Origin of the sequence: Ahniella affigens, assembly GCF_003015185.1 — a bacterium.
GTDB classification, from domain to species: Bacteria; Pseudomonadota; Gammaproteobacteria; order Xanthomonadales; family Ahniellaceae; genus Ahniella; species Ahniella affigens.
The window spans coordinates 5,607,081-5,625,606 of sequence record NZ_CP027860.1 but is presented as its reverse complement, the minus strand read 5'-3'; the positions used below and the strand labels follow the sequence as shown (position 1 = coordinate 5,625,606).

Below are 18,526 nucleotides of genomic sequence, written 5' to 3'. Positions count from 1 at the left end.
CAAGATGCAGGCCAGTCTTTTTATTGTCGCCACGCCAATCGGAAACCGCGAAGACCTGAGCGAGCGCGCCCGGCGCGTGCTGCGTGAGGTTTCCACCGTGGCCTGCGAGGACACGCGGCACAGTGCGCCGCTGCTGGCGGAAGTCGGGAGCTCGGCGCGCCTGATCGCCGTGCACGAACACAACGAGGCCGAGGTGGCGACGCGCGTGCTCGACCGGATTGCCGCAGGCGAATCCGTTGCGCTCATCAGTGATGCCGGAACGCCGCTGCTCAGCGACCCCGGGTTTCGACTCGTACAAGCGGCTGTCGCCCGCGGGATTCCGGTGGTGCCAATTCCCGGCGCCAGCGCGATCATGGCCGCCTTGTCCGCAGCCGGCCTGCCGACGGATCGCTTCACGTTTGTCGGGTTTCTGTCGGCCAAATCGGGCGAACGTCGACGCGAACTGGATGCGCTCAGGAGTCTGGACCATACGCTGGTGCTGTTCGAGGCGAAACACCGTATCGAGGAACTGCTCGCCGACGCGGAGTTAACCCTGGGCGATCGTCAGACAGTACTCGCGCGCGAACTGACCAAACGCCACGAAACGTTCCTTCGTGGCCCGATTTCGACGGTTCGCGCCCGCCTGGCGACCGACCATGAGCAGCAATTGGGCGAATTCGTCGTGCTCTTTGCCGGCCGACCAAGAGCGGAGCAAGAGTCGGATGCGCGCCAGCGTGCCGAGCAACTCGCGACCGCGCTCGCCAAGGAGTTACCAGCGAGTCGCGCTGCGCGTCTGGCGTCTGAGATCAGCGGTTTCAGCAAGAACGCGCTGTATGACTTCCTGCAGCAACAGAGCAAAGGTGCTTGAACGCGCCCGCACATTCGCGGCGCGTTGCAAAAGCCAATCTGTCAGCGACGATCTCGTGCGGTCTGGCCTGCACTGGCTCACGCCCGTAACTCGCGGCGCAAGACTTTACCGACCGCCGATTTCGGCAGGCTGTCCCGAAACTCGATCGACTTGGGTTGCTTATAACCGGTCAGTTGCGCGCGGCAATGGGCACGGATGCTGTCCTCGTCCAACGCCGGATCACGCCGCACTACGACCAGCTTGATGGCCTCGCCGGTCTTGTCGTCGGGCACAGCGACAGCGGCCGCCTCCAGCACACCGGGATGCAACGCCACAACATCTTCAATCTCGTTCGGAAAGACATTGAAGCCAGACACCAGGATCATGTCCTTGCGACGATCCAGGATGTACAGATAGCCCGCAGCGTCTTGGCGCCCAATGTCGCCCGTCCGAAACCAGCCGTCGTCAAAATGCGCTTTGGCGGTCTCGTCCGGATGCTGCCAATAGTCGGTAAATAGCGCGGCGCCCCGCACGCACAGCTCGCCGACCTCGCCCACCGGCAACACCTCGCCCGCTTCGTTCCGGATGCTCGCCTCGATACCAGGCAGCGTTAAGCCAATCGAACCCGTTGGATTATCGGCATCCCACCGGTTGCCGGTAATGCCAGCACTGGTTTCGCTGAGGCCATACATCTCGGAGATCCGACAACCCGTCAACGCCCGCCAACGCTCGGCGGTCGCGCGCCGCAGCGCCGTGCCCCCTTGAATGCTGAGCTTCAGATTTGAGTGATCGCATTGTTGAAACTGGGCATTGTTCAAGATGGCATCGAACAGCGTGTTAACCCCAGCGAACACATCAGGCCGATAGCGCGCGTACGCGGCGACCAAAGCGGGAAGATCGCGCGCATTCGGCAGTAGCACACCGCGAACGCCGTGCAACAGAATGATCAATAGATTCGAATACGCAGCAATGTGATAGACCGGCAACGCGATCAGACTCACCCGACCCGCTTGCAACAGCGGCCCCATCCATTGCTCAAGTCCGGCGGCATTGGCGAGCAAGGCGTTGTGGCTGAGCGTGGCGCCTTTGCTGAGCCCGGTGGTGCCACCGGTGTATTGCAACTGCATGGTGTCGCAGGCTTTGGCGTGACTGTCGGGAACGGGGAGCGACCGTCCGATCCGGATGGCCTCGGCCCAGCGAACGGCATTCGGTAAACGATAGGGAGGCACCTGTTTCTTGACATGACGCACGACCAGATTCATGAGCATCGATTTCGGCCAGGGCATCAGGTCGCCGACCGCGCACACAATCACCTGCGTGACCGCTGTGCCCGGCAAGGCCGCGGCAACGACTTCTGCAAACTGCTCCAGAACGATCAAGACTTCGGCGCCAGCGTCCTTCAACTGATGCGCAAGCTCGCGGGCGGTGTACAACGGATTGACCGGCACAAGAACCAAGTCGGCGCGGATCACCGCCAGCATGGTGATCGGGAAATTGAGCAGGTTCGGCAGCATCAACGCGACTCGCGAACCAACTGGAAGTTTCAAGTGGTGCCGAAGATAGGCGGCCAGACACGCACTTTGGTCCGCGAGTTCGCCATAGCTGAAGTCCCGACCCAGACTGGAAAGTGCGACTTGGTCGGCACGCCGCCGACAGACATCAAGCAGGACCTGACCCAGCGACCGCTCGGCCTGAATCGCCTCGGTGGCAATGTTGGTGAAGGTGGCCTGCGTCAGCACAGAGGGCAGGGCCGTCATCGCCTCACGCGCAGTTCGCTTTGGTCTGTTGTCCATGCCTGGTCTCCTTAGCGGGACGGTGCCAGCCTGGCGCCTGATTGGGGCTGGCGCCTGAATGTCGGTGCCATCATGACCGATTCCGGTGCGAGGCGGATCAAGGATTTGTCGACCCGGGCGTATTGGTGTCCGGTAAGGGCCCCACGGTCGCAAGGTCGCCGACTGTTGGTGTCGTGGCACGGCGAGCAAATCGGTAGCACGTACCAGTGCCGGCATCGAAAGTGCGAATTAGTTCACATTTTGGGGCACTTGTGGCAAGCTGGAGGCTCACTTCGGGAGAATGCCATGTCTACTTTGTTTCGCTCGGCGCTATTCCTTTTGCTGACCGCTTTCGCGGTGTCAGCTTCTGCGCAGGCCACCAGAACCTGGGTGTCCGGAGTCGGCGACGACGCCAACCCTTGCTCCCGTACCGCCCCCTGCAAAACGTTCGCTGGCGCGATCTCCAAGACCGCAGCAGGCGGCGTGATCAATACGCTGGACCCGGGTGGTTTCGGCGCGGTGACGATTACCAAGTCCATCACCATTGAGGCGGATGGCGGTGTTGCGGGCATTCTCGTGTCGGGGACCAACGGCGTCGTCATCAATGCGGCTGCCACCGACAACGTGGTGTTGCGCAATCTGAAGTTTGATGGCATTGGCACGGGCCTGAGTGGCATCCGGTTGCTGAGCGCCGGGAGCCTGACGGTTGATCATTGCGTGATCAACGACTTTGTGGATTTTGCAATCGATATCGCGCCAACCGTCTCTGCCAGCAAAGTGTTCGTGCTCAATTCGGTACTGCGCCGCGCTGGCAATTTGTCGACCGAGGCCCTGATCCGGGTTCAACCCACATCTCCAGCGTCGGTATATCTGCTGGTCGACGGCAGCAACTTGATCGCGTCGAAGTCGGGACTTCGCATGAAGGGCCCGGCCAAGTTCGATCTGCGAAACAGCGTCATCAATGGGGGCGATTTCAATGGCGTCGTGCTGATTGAGTCCACAGATGTCATTACCGGCGCTATCGAAAACGTCCACATTGTCGATTTTCCAGGGTCGGGCTTGTCCGTTGCCGGTACCAACTCCAGTGTCCGGGTCGGCAATAGCACCATTTCACAGAATGGCTCTGGGCTGGTCACGACCAATCTGGGCCAAATCATCAGTTTGACGGGCAACCGCATCACCGGTAATGGACTGAATGGCGGTTTCACGGTGACCGAAGCCACGCAGTAAGCCGATCAGGATGGCCAGCTCCACCAATGCTCAGGCGGGAGAGCCCCGCCTGCGGCGTGTATTGCAATGACGCAGACACCAGTGTCGTGTTCGGCAATTCGCGCGAGCAGGTTTGTCGCCAACCGAACCCTCGCCGCTTGGTGCGTCGCCGCCTGAGTTGCGACGACGTCTCCGCCTTGCGCATGGCCTGGGCTCGACATGCTTCCAAATAGACTTCGATTTATTTCGGAAACACGACCCTAGGTCCGGGCGGCCTGTGCGGCCAAATCGGCCACAACCGACACGAGCAATGCATGCTCTTTGGGCAACAATCGGGCCGCAAGTGACTCGGGCGAATCGCCCGGCACAATGGGGATACGCGTCTGCGCGAGGATCGGGCCGGCATCCAGATCGGGAATGACGTAGTGCACGCTGGCGCCGTGTTCAACGTCGCCAGCGTCCAAGGCCCGCTGATGTGTATGCAGGCCCGGGTATTTCGGTAGCAAGGACGGATGAATGTTGATCATGCGCCCGGCCCGCAACGCCACCACCGATGGACTCAGTATGCGCATGAATCCGGCCAGCACGATCAAATCCGGCGCGTGGCCGTCGACCGCCGCAAACATGGCCTGATCGAAGGCCTCACGGCTGTCGAAATCACGTGGATTGACGAACTGTGCAGTAATGCCCGCTGCTCGCGCGATTTCCAGTGCACCGGCTTTGGCTCGATCCGAAAACACTGCCACCAGGTTGATCGGCAGCAAGCCCGCTGCCCGGGCGCGAATCAACGCTTCGAGATTGCTGCCGCGACCCGATGCCAAAACTACAACGCGAAACACGCTTCGGGCTCAGTCAATGCGGACGCGTTCGTCATCGGTGCCGTCGCGAGCGACGACCTCGCCGATGACGCGTGACGCGAGGCCGCGCGCCTGCAACCAGGCTTGCGTCGACGTCACATCGTTTGCATCCAACAGCAACGTAAAGCCGATTCCGCAATTGAACGTGCGCCACATCTCGGCATCGGCCACGGCACCCGCTTCCTGCAACCACTGAAACACCGGCGGCAATTTGAGGCTCGCCGCATCGATATCGAGGCCAAGCCCGTCCGGTACGACACGGATAATGTTCTCTTTCAGACCACCGCCGGTGATATGCGCCAGCGCATGCGCCGGACGCTCCTGCATCAATGCAAGGATGGGCTTCACATAGATGGTTGTCGGCTGCATCAGTGCATCCGCCAGGGACCCGCTGCCAAATGGCATGGCCAGATCGGCGTCGACGTGTTTGATGATGCGGCGAATCAACGAATACCCATTCGAATGGGGGCCGCTCGATTCGATTCCCAAAATCACGTCGCCCGCCTGCACGCGATCGCCGGTCAGCAGATTGGCCTTTTCGACCGCACCCACACAGAAGCCAGCAAGGTCGTATTCGCCCGGCGGGTACATGTCGGGCATTTCCGCCGTTTCGCCGCCAATCAGGGCGCAGCCAGACAGCTCACAGCCCTTGGCGATGCCTGCGATCACGCTGACGGCCGTATCGACCTGCAGCTTGCCCGTTGCGAAGTAGTCGAGGAAGAACAGCGGCTCAGCACCTTGCACCAGCACGTCGTTGACGCACATTGCGACCAGGTCGATGCCGATGCTGTCATGCCGATTCAGTTGCTGCGCGAGCTTCAGCTTGGTGCCGACGCCATCGGTGCCCGATACGAGCACCGGGTCGCGATAACGACCGGCAAGTTCGAACAGGGCGCCGAATCCGCCGAGGCCGGACAGGACCTCCTTGCGAAACGTGCGGGCCACCAACGGCTTGATGCGATCAACGACTGCCTCGCCAGCGTCGATGTCGACACCTGCATCTCGATAGGTCAAACCTTGCGTCATGATCAGGGCCCGAAACGAAAGCGCACAGTTTATCAGTGCGGCCCAAGGCCCGCGGTAACGCGCACGGACGCCCTTGGATTGCCAGACTTCGACGGTGCGACTGGAGCCATTCGCGATCACGCAAGTAGTTGATTCCGTTGCCACAACCTTCAGTTTGGAGCCAGTTGCCGCCGCCGCGTCGCGCCAATCCGCGTTTTTGCCTGGCTCGCAAGCCCGCCTCACGCTGGCTGCGGGTATCATGGTGACTCCCGATCGTTGGAATCCCGCATGCTGCGACGTCTGATTTCGCCCCTGCTTGCTCTGCTGATGCTGTCTCTGCCGCTGCGCGCCGAAGTCGTCGCGATTTACGAAGCGGACGCGCCTGTGCTGAGCGAGGACGCTCGCGATCGCGACCAGGGCATTCGCTCAGCGTTTCGACGCATGCTGGTCAAAGCATCCGGCGATGTGTCGATTGCCAGTGCAGCCGAGGTCGAGCCGTTGCTGTCGCAGCTGGAACAATGGACCGTGTCGTCCGAGCCGCGCCAGCAGGTCGTCACCAATGCGCTTGGTCAGCCTGAAGTCCGCAATGTGTTGCGGGTCCGGTTTGATCCCGAGGCAGTGCGCCGGGTTCTGACCAACCTGGGGCGTCCGATCTGGCCCGAGAATCGTCCGGCGATGATGGTCTGGCTCGTGGTCGACGATGGGACCCGCAAACAGATTGCATCGGCGTCACAAGTTCAGGCTTTGGGTGCGCTGACGGGTCGCGCCGAAGAGCGTGGCCTGATCGTGCAGTTGCCCAATATGGACAGCGTGGATCAAGGTCGGGTCGACCCGGTCACACTGTGGGATGCCCCGCTGAAAACCGTGGTGGGCGCCAGCGGTCGATACGGGATCCAAACGAGTCTGCTGGTCCGCCTACGCCGGACTGGCGAGCAGTGGTCGGCGCAGTATGCACTGATCCAGGGCTCGCAATATGAGGAATGGAGTGCGGTCGACGCGAGTTCGGGCCCGCTGCTCAGTTATGGCATGGATGGCGCTGCCGACCGCCTCGCGCGGCGCTACGCGTTTGACAGCTCCGAGCCGGCAATGGGCCTGACCAGCCTGTGGCTGACCGAGGTTCGATCGGGCGCTGACTACGCCCGCGCACTCGGATATCTGCGGAAACTTGAGGTGATCCGCGACCTGCAAGTGCTGGGCGCCGATGGTGACCGCGCTTGGCTCGCCATGACGGTACAGGCCGGTCCGAAGCGGTTCAAACAGCTGCTCAAATTTGATCAACAACTCAGCCTGCTGGAGCTGCCGGTCGAAGCGGGCAAGCCGGCTCTGTATGCGCTTGAGTTGCAACACTGACCGATCTGCTGAACATGCTCCGGCATCTGCCCAATCTGCTGAGCGGGCTGAGACTCATCTCGGCGCTGCCAATCGCGTTGCTGATCAGTACACAGCGTTTTGGTCTGGCGTTGGTGGTGTTGGCGATTGCCGGCACAAGCGATTTGCTCGACGGGTTTTTGGCGAAGCGCTTTGAGTGGCAGAGCGCACTAGGCGCCTGGCTGGATCCGGCCGCCGACAAGTTGCTGAGTTTGTCGGTGTTGCTGAGCCTTTGGCAGGCGGGCGCGGTGCCGTTGTGGTTCTTGGCGGTTGCCCTTGGGCGCGATCTGCTGCTGGCGCTCGGCACGCTCGCGTACGTGGCGCTGGTTGGTCAACTGAAGCCTGAACCGAGTGTCCTGGGGCGCAGTGCGGTCTTCGCGTTGCTGTCCTACCTTGCCTTTGTGCTCGTGGACCTTGGCCTGACCCCGGTCGCTGACCGATCGTTGCTTTGGATGTCATGGATCAGTGCGAGCCTGGCACTCGCGAGCAGCGCCGATTATGTGCTTCGCTTTGCCGAGCGGGCGCGCCAGGAATGGCCGCGTCGGCGCGGGAAGCCCGGACAATAATCTAGCTATTACAACTGTTGGTGCGACACTGGCCCAACCTGGAGACCTGAACATGTTTGTCGATCAACGAACCTGGCTGTGGTTGGCGTCGGCCGTACTGATGGCCGTGTTGCTGTATCTCCTGGCGCCAGTGTTGACGCCGTTTGCCGTTTCGGCCCTGCTCGCCTACTTGAGCGACCCATTGGTCGACCGGCTGGAGCGGCGCTTTTCGCGCACCACCTCGGTCGTGATCGTGTTTGCCGGGTTGCTGTTGCTGGCCGCTTCCTTGCTCGCGATCGTGATTCCAACGCTGTTCCATCAGGCGCAGGATCTTCCCGAGCTCTTCCATTTCCTCGAAGGTTGGTTGAACGGCACGGCATTGCCCTATCTGCGCAACGAATTCGGACTCAATATCGACGCGTTGTCGCCCGGTCAGATTTTCGAGAGCGCCAAGGCGCATTTGCAGGACATCGGCAAGATTGCGAAGACGATTTTCGCAAGCGTTGGCAAAGGCAGCGCATTCCTGCTGACTTGGGCCGCGAATCTGGTCTTGATCCCCGTGCTCACGTTCTACTTGTTGCGCGACTGGGACGTCCTGGTCAATCGGGTCTATGAGTTGCTGCCCCGACCGATCGCACCCACCGCAGCGAAACTCGTGCGCGAATCCGATGAGGTCCTCGGCGCATTTCTGCGCGGCCAGGTTTCGGTGATGCTGGCGCTTGGCCTGCTGTATGGACTCGGGTTGTCGATCTGCGGCATCCGCTTTGGCCTGCTGATCGGGTTTGCTGCAGGCATGCTCAGTTTTGTGCCCTACCTCGGGCCCGCACTGGGCATCGTTGCGGGCGCACTCGCCGCATTGGCCAGCCCGGGGGATCCTTGGATCAATCTGCTGCTGGTCGCGATCGTCTTTGGATCTGGGCAAATGATTGAGAGCTTCGTTCTGACGCCGCGGCTGGTTGGTGACAAAATCGGCCTGCACCCCGTGGCGGTGATTTTTGCAGTGATGGCAGGCGGGGCATTGTTCGGCTTCTTTGGTGTCCTGCTTGCGCTGCCTGTCGCTGCGGTCATTCTGGTCGTCTTGAAGCATGCCCACGAGCGCTATTTGCAGAGCGACCTCTACGGCGCCACGCCGAACGCATCGACCGCCGACCTCGCGACCGCTGCGGGGACTGACAGAAACACCGACACCAGCGCACCGTCGGCCCCAGCCTCCAATGAATCGCAATTGTCGTGACCACACCGCAACTCCCGCTGAGCTTTCGTTTCGCGGCCCGCACCCGCTTTCAGCATTTCCTCGCCGGCGATAATGCGCCCGTGGTCGCGGCCGTCGAGGCGCTCGCTCACGAGACCGAAGATTTCGTCGGCATTCTGCTCGCCGGCCCCGAAGGCTCCGGCAAAACGCATCTCGCGTCCGCCCTCGTGCAAACCGCCGCCGAAGTTCGCTTTCTGCCCCTCCGAAGCCTGGGCGACAAGGCTTTGCTGGCAATCGAGACCGCACCCGAGCAAGGCCTGGTTGTCATCGACGACATCGATGCCCTGGCCGGGCGCAGGCTCGAGGAAATTGCCATGTTCGATCTGTTCAATCGGCTGAAAGCCGCGCGGGCACGGCTCTTGGTGACCAGCAGCGAATTGCCGAACCGTCTGCCGATTCACTTGCCGGATCTGTTGTCCCGGCTCGCGAGTCTCGCGCAGCATCGTCTGCGGCCCTTGCCGGAGTTCGAGATTCGCACCGTGCTTGTCGATCGTGCGCGCGACCGCGGCCTGTCACTCAGCGGCGAGGTGCTGGATTTTCTGCTGCGCCGCTATCCCCGCAATCTCGGCGCACTGATTCAGCTGATCGACCAACTCGATGTGGCCAGCATGGCGGCACAACGACGCCTGACGGTACCGTTTGTCCGGCGCGTCATTGAAGGCGGGCAATCCTGATGTTGCATATCGTGCTGTATCAACCCGAGATCCCACCGAATACGGGCAACATCATTCGGTTGGCAGCGAACACCGGCTTCAGCCTGCATCTGATCAAGCCATTGGGCTTTGCGATTGACCACGCCAAGATGCGGCGCGCCGGGCTCGATTATCATGAGTTTGCTGAATTGCAAGTGTATGAATCACTGGCGGAGTTTGAACGAACCGTAAATCCCCCACGGCTGTTTGCATTGTCGACACGTGCACGCACTCGTTACGATGCCCCGCGCTATCAGCCTGGCGATGCGTTGGTGTTCGGCCCAGAAACACGCGGCTTGCCGCAAGACCTTCTGGACCGCCTGCCGCCTGAGCAAACCTTGCGTTTGCCCATGCGGCCCAATAACCGCAGTCTGAACTTATCGAACGCCGTCGCGGTGGTGGCGTACGAAGCCTGGCGGCAACTGGAATTTGCCGGCAGCGATCGTTGATACAACGTTCGTTCAACCAACAATGGAGCAGAACATGAAACGCGTTATTCTGGGCGCTTTGCTGGCCCTCCCGCTGTCCGCAATGGCCAGCGAAGATCTGAGTTATTCGTACCTGGGCCTGGGTGCCACCTACGCTGATCCGAATGGCTTCTCGGGTGAGAACGGCTATGGCGCAGAGGCGTCGGGCGCTTTTCACGACAATTGGCACGTATTCGGCAGTTTCCAGACCTACGAGTTTGGCGACGGCGTCGGTGCCGTGGATGTCGATCAGTGGAACATCGGCCTCGGCTATAACGTTGGCCTGACCGACAACATGGACTTGGTTGCCGGTGTGAGCTACGAGCGCGCTGAGGTTGACTACAACGACGGCATTTTCACCGGTAGCACGGGTGAAGACGGTTACGGTGTGCGCGTCGGTGTTCGCAACGCGTTCAATGCGCATTTCGAAGGCGCAGCCGGGCTCAAGTACACTAACTTTGACGGCAGCAACAGCACGTCGGTGTACGTCAGTGGTCAGTACAAGTTCAACGATACCTGGGGCATTACCGGCGAAGTCGAAGCCAACGACGATGGTCACACCATCTTCCTCGGCCCACGTCTGAGCTTCTGATTCCCGCTGTTCAGCACGCCCAAAACCCCAGCTTCGGCTGGGGTTTTGTGTTTTTGGCGCTGCGCATGAGCTGCTGTGACTTTTAGCACGCTCTCTATAACGTCTTAGGGGAATAGGCTGCTCACCTAATCCATTTAGGTGAAGCCATGAATTTCAGTTCGGTCATGCCAGGCACGCTCGATCTCCTGGTGCTGAAGTCGCTGTCGCTCGGCCGTGAGCACGGATACGGCATCCTGCTGCGAATCCAGCGCGCGTCTCAGGACGTGCTTCAGGTTGAACAGGGCGCGCTTTATCCCGCACTCGCGCGCCTCGAAGCCCAAGGCCTGATCAGCGCCGAATGGGGCGTCTCCGAGAATAACCGGCGTGCCAAATTCTATGAGCTGACCCGCGATGGCAAGGCGCGCCTGAAAAGCGACACGCAGGACTGGCGCCGCTTTGCCGGGGCACTTGAGCAAGTGTTGAACACGCCGAGCCTAGGGGCGCTGACATGATCATGCGTCTGCTGCAAACCTTGAAGCGCGCTTGGCATCGCAAACGCTATGAGCGTGACCTCGCCGACGAATTGGCCTTTCATTTGCAATGTCGGGTCGACGCGTTGGTGCGTCAGGGCGTCGCGCAAGCCGAGGCTCTGCGCCGTGCGCGCCTGGAGCTCGGCATGGTCGAGTTGCATCGTGACGCCGTACGTGCCGCGCACGGTCTGCTCTGGCTCGATCGCTGGTGGGGCGATCTCGTTCGCGCCGCACGTGGGCTGATGGCGAGCCCGGTGTTTGTGATCACCTCGGCGCTGGTGCTCGGCCTGGCCATTGGGGTGAATCTGATCCTGCAAGGCTTATGGCAGAACTACCTCGCAAACCCACCCGCAACCAGCGTCGCAGGATTGCTCTACGATCTGGAGCTTCGTGGCAATCAGGCGCAGTTTGTGGCGCCGCTGACTGCCGACGAGATTCAGTGGCTGACCCGCGACCTTGCATCCGCGAACGTGTCGGTAATCGCTTCTCGTCAGAGCAATCAGGTGCTTGGGCTGACCCCACCGCGGATGACTTACGGCGCCAGCGTCAACGCGGCGTACTTCCCGACACTCAAACACCAGATCTTGGCGGGGCGCAGTTTTGTGGCCGCCGATTTTGCGAGCGCGGCACCGGTCGTGGTCGTCGGTGAACGCCTTTGGAACCGGTTGCCGCCGGCGGAACGACGGCTGCCCGGAACCCTCAAGCTCGGCGGGCAGACGGTGCAGATCATTGGTGTATTGACTGACGGCTTCGCGGGTCTGGAGCCGTTTCCGCCGCAGTTCTTTTTGACCGACCGCTTCGAGTCCAGACTGCTGCAACAGCAGGGGAACCCGATTGATTCGCGATTCAATACGGCACTGCTCGTTCCGGCAGGGTTATCCGCCGAGACGCTGCGCGGTCGGCTGTTGAACTGGTTCCAGACCTTGCCACGCAACGCGATTGCCGACGAGCGCGTGGGCGATGCGCACGTACTGGCGCGCCGATCGCAGCTCAGTGCGGCCGAGTCGCGGGATGCCGATGTGATGCTGGCACCGCTCATCAGCCTGACGTTGCTGCTGCTGATCGCTGCATGCGCGAACGTGGGCAATCTGATGCTCGCGCGTGTCAGCCTGCGCCAACAGGAACTCGCCGTTCGCGCGAGTCTCGGTGCCTCGCGCTGGCAGTTGATCCGGCTCCTGATGCTCGAAAGTCTGCTGCTCGCGCTGCTCGCAGGCGCCTTCGGCATGATGTTGACGAGCCTCGCCCTGGACCCGCTGCATCGATATGCGATGTCCATGCTGGTCGCGATGGGCATCGAACCGTTGCCCATGCACATCAACTGGTCGCTACTGCCCTGGATGCTGCTCCAAGCTTTGGTCGCCTGCTTTGGTTTCGGCCTGTTGCCGGCGCTGAGCCTCACCAGTGGTGACCTGGCGCAGGCCGCAAGGCGCGATGGCCGGCTGTGGCAAGGCCGAGTTCCCGCGGCGCGCCTCCGCGGCTGGCTGATGAGCACCCAGGTCGCCATTAGCCTGGTGCTGTTGGTGCTGGCGGCCATGATCATCAGCCTGAGCCACAAGTCCCGCGAAATCGACATTGGCTATCCGACCGAAACGCTCGTGGACTTGCGCCATCCATCGCCTGACGCCGCATTGCGCGCCAGACTCATCGCTTTACCAGGTGTGCGTGCGGTGACCAGCACGGCCAATGCACCGCTTTATGGCGTCGTGCCAAGACAGCAGGTTCGAGTCGGCGATCGGAGTCTTGCGCTCGGCACGCAGACGATTGCTGCCGACTACTTCCAGGCGCTGTCACTGCCCATCGTGCTCGGACGCAATTTCACTGAGGCCGAAGCCAGCCAGCAAAGCCCGTTGGCGATGATCAGCGCGTCGACGGCTGCTGCGCTTTGGCCCGGACAAAGCCCGCTGAACCAGCGCATCACGGTGATCGACACCGATGCCGACGGTTTGGAAACCGCGCAATCCGTCACCGTGATCGGCGTCGTACCGAGCGTCGTCAGCGGTCTGCCTCTGGCCGGAATCGACGGCACGATGCTCTATCGCCCGGGCGCTCTTGGTCAGCCCGCGATGCGCGATGTGTTGGTTCGGATCGACGCTGGTGCGACCGATGCCATGCTCAATACGTTGGCCGATGCGTGCGTGGCCGGACCCAATCCGCAGATCTGCCAACCTTGGCGCCTCAGCGATATGGTGTCGGTGTATCGACTACCGCTGATCGTCTGCAGCCATCTGGCCGCTGGACTCGGCTTCATCTCGTTGCTGATCTCCGCACTTGGATTGTTTGGCGTGATGCGCTTTCAGGTGCGGGCGCGCTGGCGCGAGTTTGGGATCCGAATCGCGCTTGGCGCCACGCCCCAGACAGTGTTGCGCCAAGTCCTGCGACAGTCGCTCCGGCAAATTCGTGCAGGCTTTGTCCTTGGCCTAGTGGCTTGCCTTGGCGTGTCGTTGTTGCTGGTCAAGCCGATTGGTTGGCTGCAGGCCTTCCCGCTCTTGGCATATGTCGGTGTTCCGACACTATTGCTGCTGGTCGCGCTGGCGTCCGCCTGGTGGCCGGCGCGACAGGCGGTCCGGCTATCGGCACTGGAAGCCCTGCGCGAGCGTTGAGCGTTTGGCAGGCGGCCTTGTCGAGCGGACACTTTGAGTGTCCGCGGACACTATAACCCGGGCATATCGCACGATATTTCAAAGACTTGCCTTTGGCACGTCGATTGCACTGATACATCTGTCCGGGACGTTTCCCGGCGTTGTTCCCGCCGCTATCGACACGGAGTCAAGCATGATCAAGGACACCTCAGGCCAGGATCGTCAGATCCAGCCCGCGCACCGCAACTTGCTGAGTCGCGCCCAATGGATTGGCATTGCGAGCGGCGTGGCCGTTGTCGGCTTGCTGCTGTCTGGACTCTATGCCTGGGGTTTGGCCGAGCGCTCGGTGGATCTCGACCGTATTCGCGTCGCCAAGGTGCAGCGTGGCACTTTGATCAGCGATATCGCCGTCGATGGCCGTATCGTCGCCGCCGTCAGCCGCACGCTGTATGCCCCGGCCGCCGGCACCGTCAGCCTGCAAACGCAACCCGGTCAAGCCGTCAAGACCGGCGACTTGCTCGCGACCCTGGATTCTCCTGAGCTCAAGTCCGAACTCGATCGTGAAGTCGCGGCGCTCGAACAACAAGAAGCGCTCGTGGCCAAGGGCAAGATTCAAGCCGAAAAGCAAAAGCTGCTCGCGGCGAAAACCGCTGATGAGGCCGATCTCGCCTTGTCATCAGCCAAGCGTGAAGCGGAACGCACTAAGAAGGCATGCGATGTGGGCGCGCTGACGCGCGTGGAATGCATGAAGATCACCGATGATCTCCGGGCGGCCGAGATTCGCGGCACCCATGCGCGGGCCGACGCCGATCTCGAAGGCCAGAACGTCGCGTTCGACTTGGCGTCGAACACCAAGACGCTGCAGCGCCAGCGTGTCGTCGTGGCGGAGTTGCGTCGTCGGGTGGAGTCCCTGAATCTGCGTGCCCCGATTGACGGACTGGTCGGATCCGTCAGTATTGTCGACCGCGCCCAGGCTGCGATCAATGCGCCTCTGATCACGGTGGTCGATCTGAGTCACCTTGAAGTCGAGCTCGGCGTGGCCGAAGTCTATGCCGAAGACATTGGCATCGGCATGGCGGCCGACATCAACCTCGGCAATAGCGAAGCGAAAGGCAGCGTGGTGTCCATCGCGCCAGAGGTCGTCAACAACCAAGTCCTGGTGCGTGTGCGCTTTGCGGGCAGCCAGCCGGAAGGTCTGCGCCAGAACCAGCGCGTACGCGGCCGCGTGCTCCTGAGCCAGAAAGACAACGTGTTGACCCTCGCTCGCGGTCCGTTCCTCGAAGCGCACGGCGGCCGCTACGTCTATCGCATCAAAGACGGTGTGGCGAGTCGCCAACCCATTCAAGTCGGCGCAACCAGTGTCAGCGCCATCGAAGTGACCGAGGGGCTCATTCCTGGCGATGAAGTCGTCATCGCCGGCTCGGAAAATTTCGAGAACGCTGAGCGCGTTCGCATCAATGATTAACCCAGCAAGCCCTACCCCATCAGCAAGCCAAGAGCCAAGGAGCAAGACATGATCAGGATGAAGTCGCTGAGCAAGGTGTATCGCACCCACATGATCGAAACGCACGCCCTGCGTGGCATCGAGATCGAAGTCAAGGAAGGCGAGTTTGTCGCGGTCACCGGCCCTTCGGGTTCGGGCAAGACCACGTTTCTGAACATCGCCGGGTTGCTCGAAGAACACACGGGCGGCGACTACTTTCTTGATGATGTGAATGTGACCGGACTCAACGACAGCCAACGCTCGCGGCTGCGCAACGAGAAGCTGGGCTTCATCTTCCAGGGTTTCAATCTGATCCCAGATCTGAATCTGTTCGACAATGTCGATGTCCCGCTGCGCTATCGCGGTTTTCCGGCCAGCGAACGCAAGCGCCGTATTGAAGAGGCACTAGGGCAGGTTGGTCTGTCCTCACGCATGAAGCACTTCCCGGCCGAGCTCTCGGGCGGTCAGCAACAGCGCGTGGCGATCGCGCGCGCGTTGGCTGGCAGCCCGAAAGTGCTGCTCGCCGACGAACCCACTGGCAACCTGGATACGCAGATGGCGCGTGGGGTCATGGAGCTCTTGGAAGAGATCAATCACAAGGGCACGACCATCTTGATGGTGACCCACGATCCGGAATTGGCGGCGCGCGCGGCGCGCAATGTCCATATCGTCGACGGCCTGGTCACTGACTTTGTCCGCCGCGAATCGCCCACCCTGGTTGCTGTGGCCTGAGGACTAAACCATGTTTTTCTATTACCTCAAACTTGGTGCCGTCAATCTGAAACGCAACCCGATCATCACCATTCTGATGATCATTACGCTTGCTGTCGGCGTCTCGGCAGCCATGACCACGTTGACCATTCTGCGCGCCATGTCTGGCGATCCGATTCCCCAAAAGAGCGATCGCCTGTTCTACGTACAGATCGATACCGGCCCGGTGGGACGTGAATCCGACAACGGCGAGCCCGACTCGCAAATGGCATACACGGATGCGATGAACCTGTGGCGCGCGAAAAAAGCGCCGATGCAGACCCCGCTGATCGGCACCTCAGGTACGGTGTCACCCGACCGCAAAGATTTGTCCCCGTTCTTTGTTTCGGGCCTCGGTGTCGGCTCGGACTTCTTCAAGATGTTCAATGTGCCGATGGTGCAAGGCCAACCTTGGACCGGGGAGCAGGATCAGACCGCCGCCGATGTAGTGGTCATCAGCAAGGCGCTGCGAGATCGCTTGTTTGGCGAAAACGCCGACGCTATCGGCAAACGCCTGATCTTGTCCAAGCATCAACTGACGATTGTCGGCGTGCTGGATACCTGGAATCCACTGCCGAAGTTCTATCGACTCGTGGGCTCGAATCGTTACGGCGATCACGAGGAGTTCTTCGTCCCGATTCCGGTCGTGACGGAGAAACTGGAAGATATTCAGGGTCAGGTCAATTGCAGCGGTCGCCCCGAGCCCGGCTTTGCCGGCTTCCTGAAGTCCGATTGCACATGGATCCAGTACTGGGTCGAACTTAATGCCGCAAGCGACCGCGATGGCTATTTCGACTACCTGAATGCCTACGTTCTGGAACAGCAGAAGCTCGATCGACTGCCGCGCAAGGTCAACAATCGCCTGCGCAACGTCATGGAGTGGATGGACCGCCAGGGTGTGGTCGACAATGACACGATCGTCGCGACGTGGCTCGCATTTGCCTTCCTCGGTGTTTGCCTCGTCAACACCATCGGGCTGCTGCTGGCCAAGTTCAGTGCGCGTCCGGGTGAGATTGGCGTGCGCCGTGCTCTTGGCGCGTCGCGTACCGAAATCTTCGCGCAATTCCTGACCGAAGCCGGCGTGATTGGGCTGGTCGGCGCGGGTCTTGGCATTGCCATGACGCTCGGTGCACTTGCCTATGTCCGTCACTACGCCCGCGACATCGCGCTGCTGACCAACATGGACTGGATGATGCTCATGGTCACCGTCGCGATCTCGCTGATTGCCGCGCTCGCCGCTGGTCTGCTGCCGACTTGGCGTGCATGCCAGGTGCTGCCGGCCGCCCAACTCAAATCGCAATAAGGAGGTCACATGGAAGTCCGACCGATTCTCTCTACCCTGTTCCGCAACAAGACTGCGCCGCTGCTGATTGCCGCGCAGGTCGCGCTGACGCTCGCCATCGTTGCGAATGCGCTGTACATCATCCAGGAACGGCTGGCCGCTGCCGCCCGTCCAAGCGGCGCCGATGAGGCCAACATCGCGCGGATCGAATTGTCGCCAATTGGCGACATGGCTGACCCGAAGTCGATTCAGGAAGTCGATCTGCAGACCCTGCGTGCGATTCCAGGCGTCGTTTCGGCGACCTGGGCGAATCAGATCCCGCTCGGCCAGTCTGGCTGGAACTCGGGCGGCCTCAGCCTGAAAGAGGACAATGAGAACGCGAGTCTCAGTGGCGCCCATTACTTTTCCCCGGGGTCGCTCATCGACGCGTATGGACTGAAACTCATCGCTGGCCGCGACTTCACCCAAGACGACGTGTTCGATCACGACCCGGACAGCGGCAACGCCGCGCCGAAATTCGTGATCATCACGAAGGCCCTGGCGGACGCGCTGCAACCCGGCATCACCAACTACAACGAACTGCTGGGCAAACCGATGTATGGCGTTGCGGAAGAGCCCGCGCAGATCATTGGCGTCATTGAGCGTCTGCAAACACCTTGGGCCAATGCCGGCGCCGAAGGCGAGCAGTCCTACATCCTGCCGATCCGCTACCTGACCGGAGCGTTTCAGTACGCGATCCGCTCGGAACCCGGTCAGCTTGAGCCGGTGTTGAAGGCTGCTTCCGAGGCACTGTCAAAACTGCGGTCGGATCGCGTGCTGAATTCACAACGCACGTTTGCCGAGATTCGCGAAAGCCGCTATGCGAATGAAATGCTGATGGCTGGCCTGCTGATTGCGGTGACGTTGTTCCTGCTGCTGATTACCGCGAGTGGCATCGTTGGCTTGGCGAGCCTCTGGGTGAATCAGCGCCGCAAGCAGATCGGCGTGCGCCGCGCGCTCGGTGCCCGCAAGATCGATGTGATCCGCTACTTTCTCGTCGAAAATGTGCTGATCACCACCGGTGGCGCGTTGTTTGGCCTAGTCCTGGCACTGAGCCTGAACCAGGTTCTGGTCCGCCAAATGGAGATCCCGCGACTGCCGTTGTCGTACGTCGGCATTGGGATGGCGATCATGTGGGTGTTGGGCTTGCTCGCAGTGCTTGGCCCAGCATTGCGCGCCGCGAAGGTGCCGCCGGCAGTGGCGACACGGACAATCTGATTGCTCCAGTAAATAGCGCACTGCCTTTGATCGCAAACCTGAGGGCCCTCGTAGGCGGGGCCTTCAGGCCCGAGCAACCTT

The 18,526-nt window shown here is 61.2% G+C and carries 17 protein-coding genes; 14 read left to right on the top strand and 3 right to left on the bottom strand.

What is annotated here, in order from left to right:
* Positions 1–4: 4 nt before the first annotated feature.
* Positions 5–847, top strand: a complete 843-nt coding sequence (rsmI, locus tag C7S18_RS21795; protein WP_106893561.1) for a 16S rRNA (cytidine(1402)-2'-O)-methyltransferase — start codon at positions 5–7, stop codon at positions 845–847.
* 77 nt (positions 848–924) lie between these two features.
* On the opposite strand, the gene C7S18_RS21790 is transcribed toward rsmI, so the two are convergent.
* Positions 925–2,619, bottom strand: a complete 1,695-nt coding sequence (locus C7S18_RS21790) for an AMP-binding protein (RefSeq protein WP_240623942.1) — start codon at positions 2,617–2,619, stop codon at positions 925–927.
* Between the two features lie 285 nt (positions 2,620–2,904).
* Between C7S18_RS21790 and C7S18_RS21785 the strand changes: the two genes are divergently transcribed.
* Entirely contained in the window at positions 2,905–3,828 is a 924-nt protein-coding gene (locus C7S18_RS21785; protein ID WP_106893559.1) for a right-handed parallel beta-helix repeat-containing protein, read from the top strand.
* A 239-nt stretch (positions 3,829–4,067) separates the two neighbouring features.
* Here the strand turns inward: C7S18_RS21785 and purN are convergent, their stop codons facing one another.
* Together purN and purM are read right to left on the bottom strand one after the other, a co-directional pair.
* Positions 4,068–4,646, bottom strand: a complete 579-nt coding sequence (gene purN, locus C7S18_RS21780; protein WP_106893558.1) for a phosphoribosylglycinamide formyltransferase — start codon at positions 4,644–4,646, stop codon at positions 4,068–4,070.
* A 9-nt stretch (positions 4,647–4,655) separates the two neighbouring features.
* Positions 4,656–5,690 (bottom strand): phosphoribosylformylglycinamidine cyclo-ligase, encoded by a 1,035-nt coding sequence (purM, locus tag C7S18_RS21775; RefSeq protein ID WP_106894138.1) that lies wholly within the window; start codon positions 5,688–5,690, stop codon positions 4,656–4,658.
* A 267-nt stretch (positions 5,691–5,957) separates the two neighbouring features.
* Between purM and C7S18_RS21770 the strand changes: the two genes are divergently transcribed.
* From C7S18_RS21770 to C7S18_RS21715, 12 genes are all read left to right on the top strand, one after another.
* Positions 5,958–7,019 (top strand): DUF2066 domain-containing protein, encoded by a 1,062-nt coding sequence (locus C7S18_RS21770; RefSeq protein WP_106893557.1) that lies wholly within the window; start codon positions 5,958–5,960, stop codon positions 7,017–7,019.
* 14 nt (positions 7,020–7,033) lie between these two features.
* Positions 7,034–7,603: a CDP-alcohol phosphatidyltransferase family protein gene (locus C7S18_RS21765; protein WP_106893556.1), complete on the top strand. Its 570-nt coding sequence runs from the start codon at positions 7,034–7,036 to the stop codon at positions 7,601–7,603.
* Between the two features lie 52 nt (positions 7,604–7,655).
* Positions 7,656–8,816, top strand: a complete 1,161-nt coding sequence (locus C7S18_RS21760; protein ID WP_106893555.1) for an AI-2E family transporter — start codon at positions 7,656–7,658, stop codon at positions 8,814–8,816.
* Positions 8,813–9,508, top strand: a complete 696-nt coding sequence (hda, locus tag C7S18_RS21755) for a DnaA regulatory inactivator Hda (protein ID WP_170113424.1) — start codon at positions 8,813–8,815, stop codon at positions 9,506–9,508. Before C7S18_RS21760 ends, hda begins: the two co-directional genes overlap by 4 nt.
* Positions 9,508–9,975, top strand: coding sequence for a tRNA (cytidine(34)-2'-O)-methyltransferase (locus tag C7S18_RS21750; RefSeq protein WP_106893553.1), 468 nt, complete (start codon positions 9,508–9,510; stop codon positions 9,973–9,975). The genes hda and C7S18_RS21750 overlap by 1 nt, the downstream gene beginning before the upstream one ends.
* 34 nt (positions 9,976–10,009) lie before the next feature.
* Entirely contained in the window at positions 10,010–10,585 is a 576-nt protein-coding gene (locus C7S18_RS21745; RefSeq protein WP_170113423.1) for an outer membrane beta-barrel protein, read from the top strand.
* A 146-nt stretch (positions 10,586–10,731) separates the two neighbouring features.
* A complete protein-coding gene (locus C7S18_RS21740) occupies positions 10,732–11,076 on the top strand; it encodes a PadR family transcriptional regulator (protein WP_106893551.1) in 345 nt (114 codons plus the stop codon).
* Positions 11,073–13,694 carry an ABC transporter permease gene (locus C7S18_RS21735; RefSeq protein WP_106893550.1) on the top strand — a complete coding sequence of 874 codons (2,622 nt, stop codon included), beginning with the start codon at positions 11,073–11,075 and terminating at the stop codon, positions 13,692–13,694. Before C7S18_RS21740 ends, C7S18_RS21735 begins: the two co-directional genes overlap by 4 nt.
* Before the next feature lie 172 nt (positions 13,695–13,866).
* The gene (locus C7S18_RS21730; RefSeq protein WP_106893549.1) at positions 13,867–15,138 is read left to right on the top strand and encodes an efflux RND transporter periplasmic adaptor subunit; all 1,272 of its coding nucleotides are present in this window, start codon (positions 13,867–13,869) and stop codon (positions 15,136–15,138) included.
* A gap of 48 nt (positions 15,139–15,186) precedes the next feature.
* Complete coding sequence (locus tag C7S18_RS21725) at positions 15,187–15,888, top strand: ABC transporter ATP-binding protein (protein ID WP_106893548.1); 702 nt, start codon at positions 15,187–15,189, stop codon at positions 15,886–15,888.
* Positions 15,889–15,898: 10 nt separating this feature from the next.
* On the top strand, positions 15,899–17,209 hold the full coding sequence (locus C7S18_RS21720) for an ABC transporter permease (protein WP_106893547.1): 1,311 nt from the start codon (positions 15,899–15,901) through the stop codon (positions 17,207–17,209).
* A gap of 9 nt (positions 17,210–17,218) precedes the next feature.
* The gene (locus C7S18_RS21715; protein WP_106893546.1) at positions 17,219–18,445 is read left to right on the top strand and encodes an ABC transporter permease; all 1,227 of its coding nucleotides are present in this window, start codon (positions 17,219–17,221) and stop codon (positions 18,443–18,445) included.
* Positions 18,446–18,526: the final 81 nt, after the last annotated feature.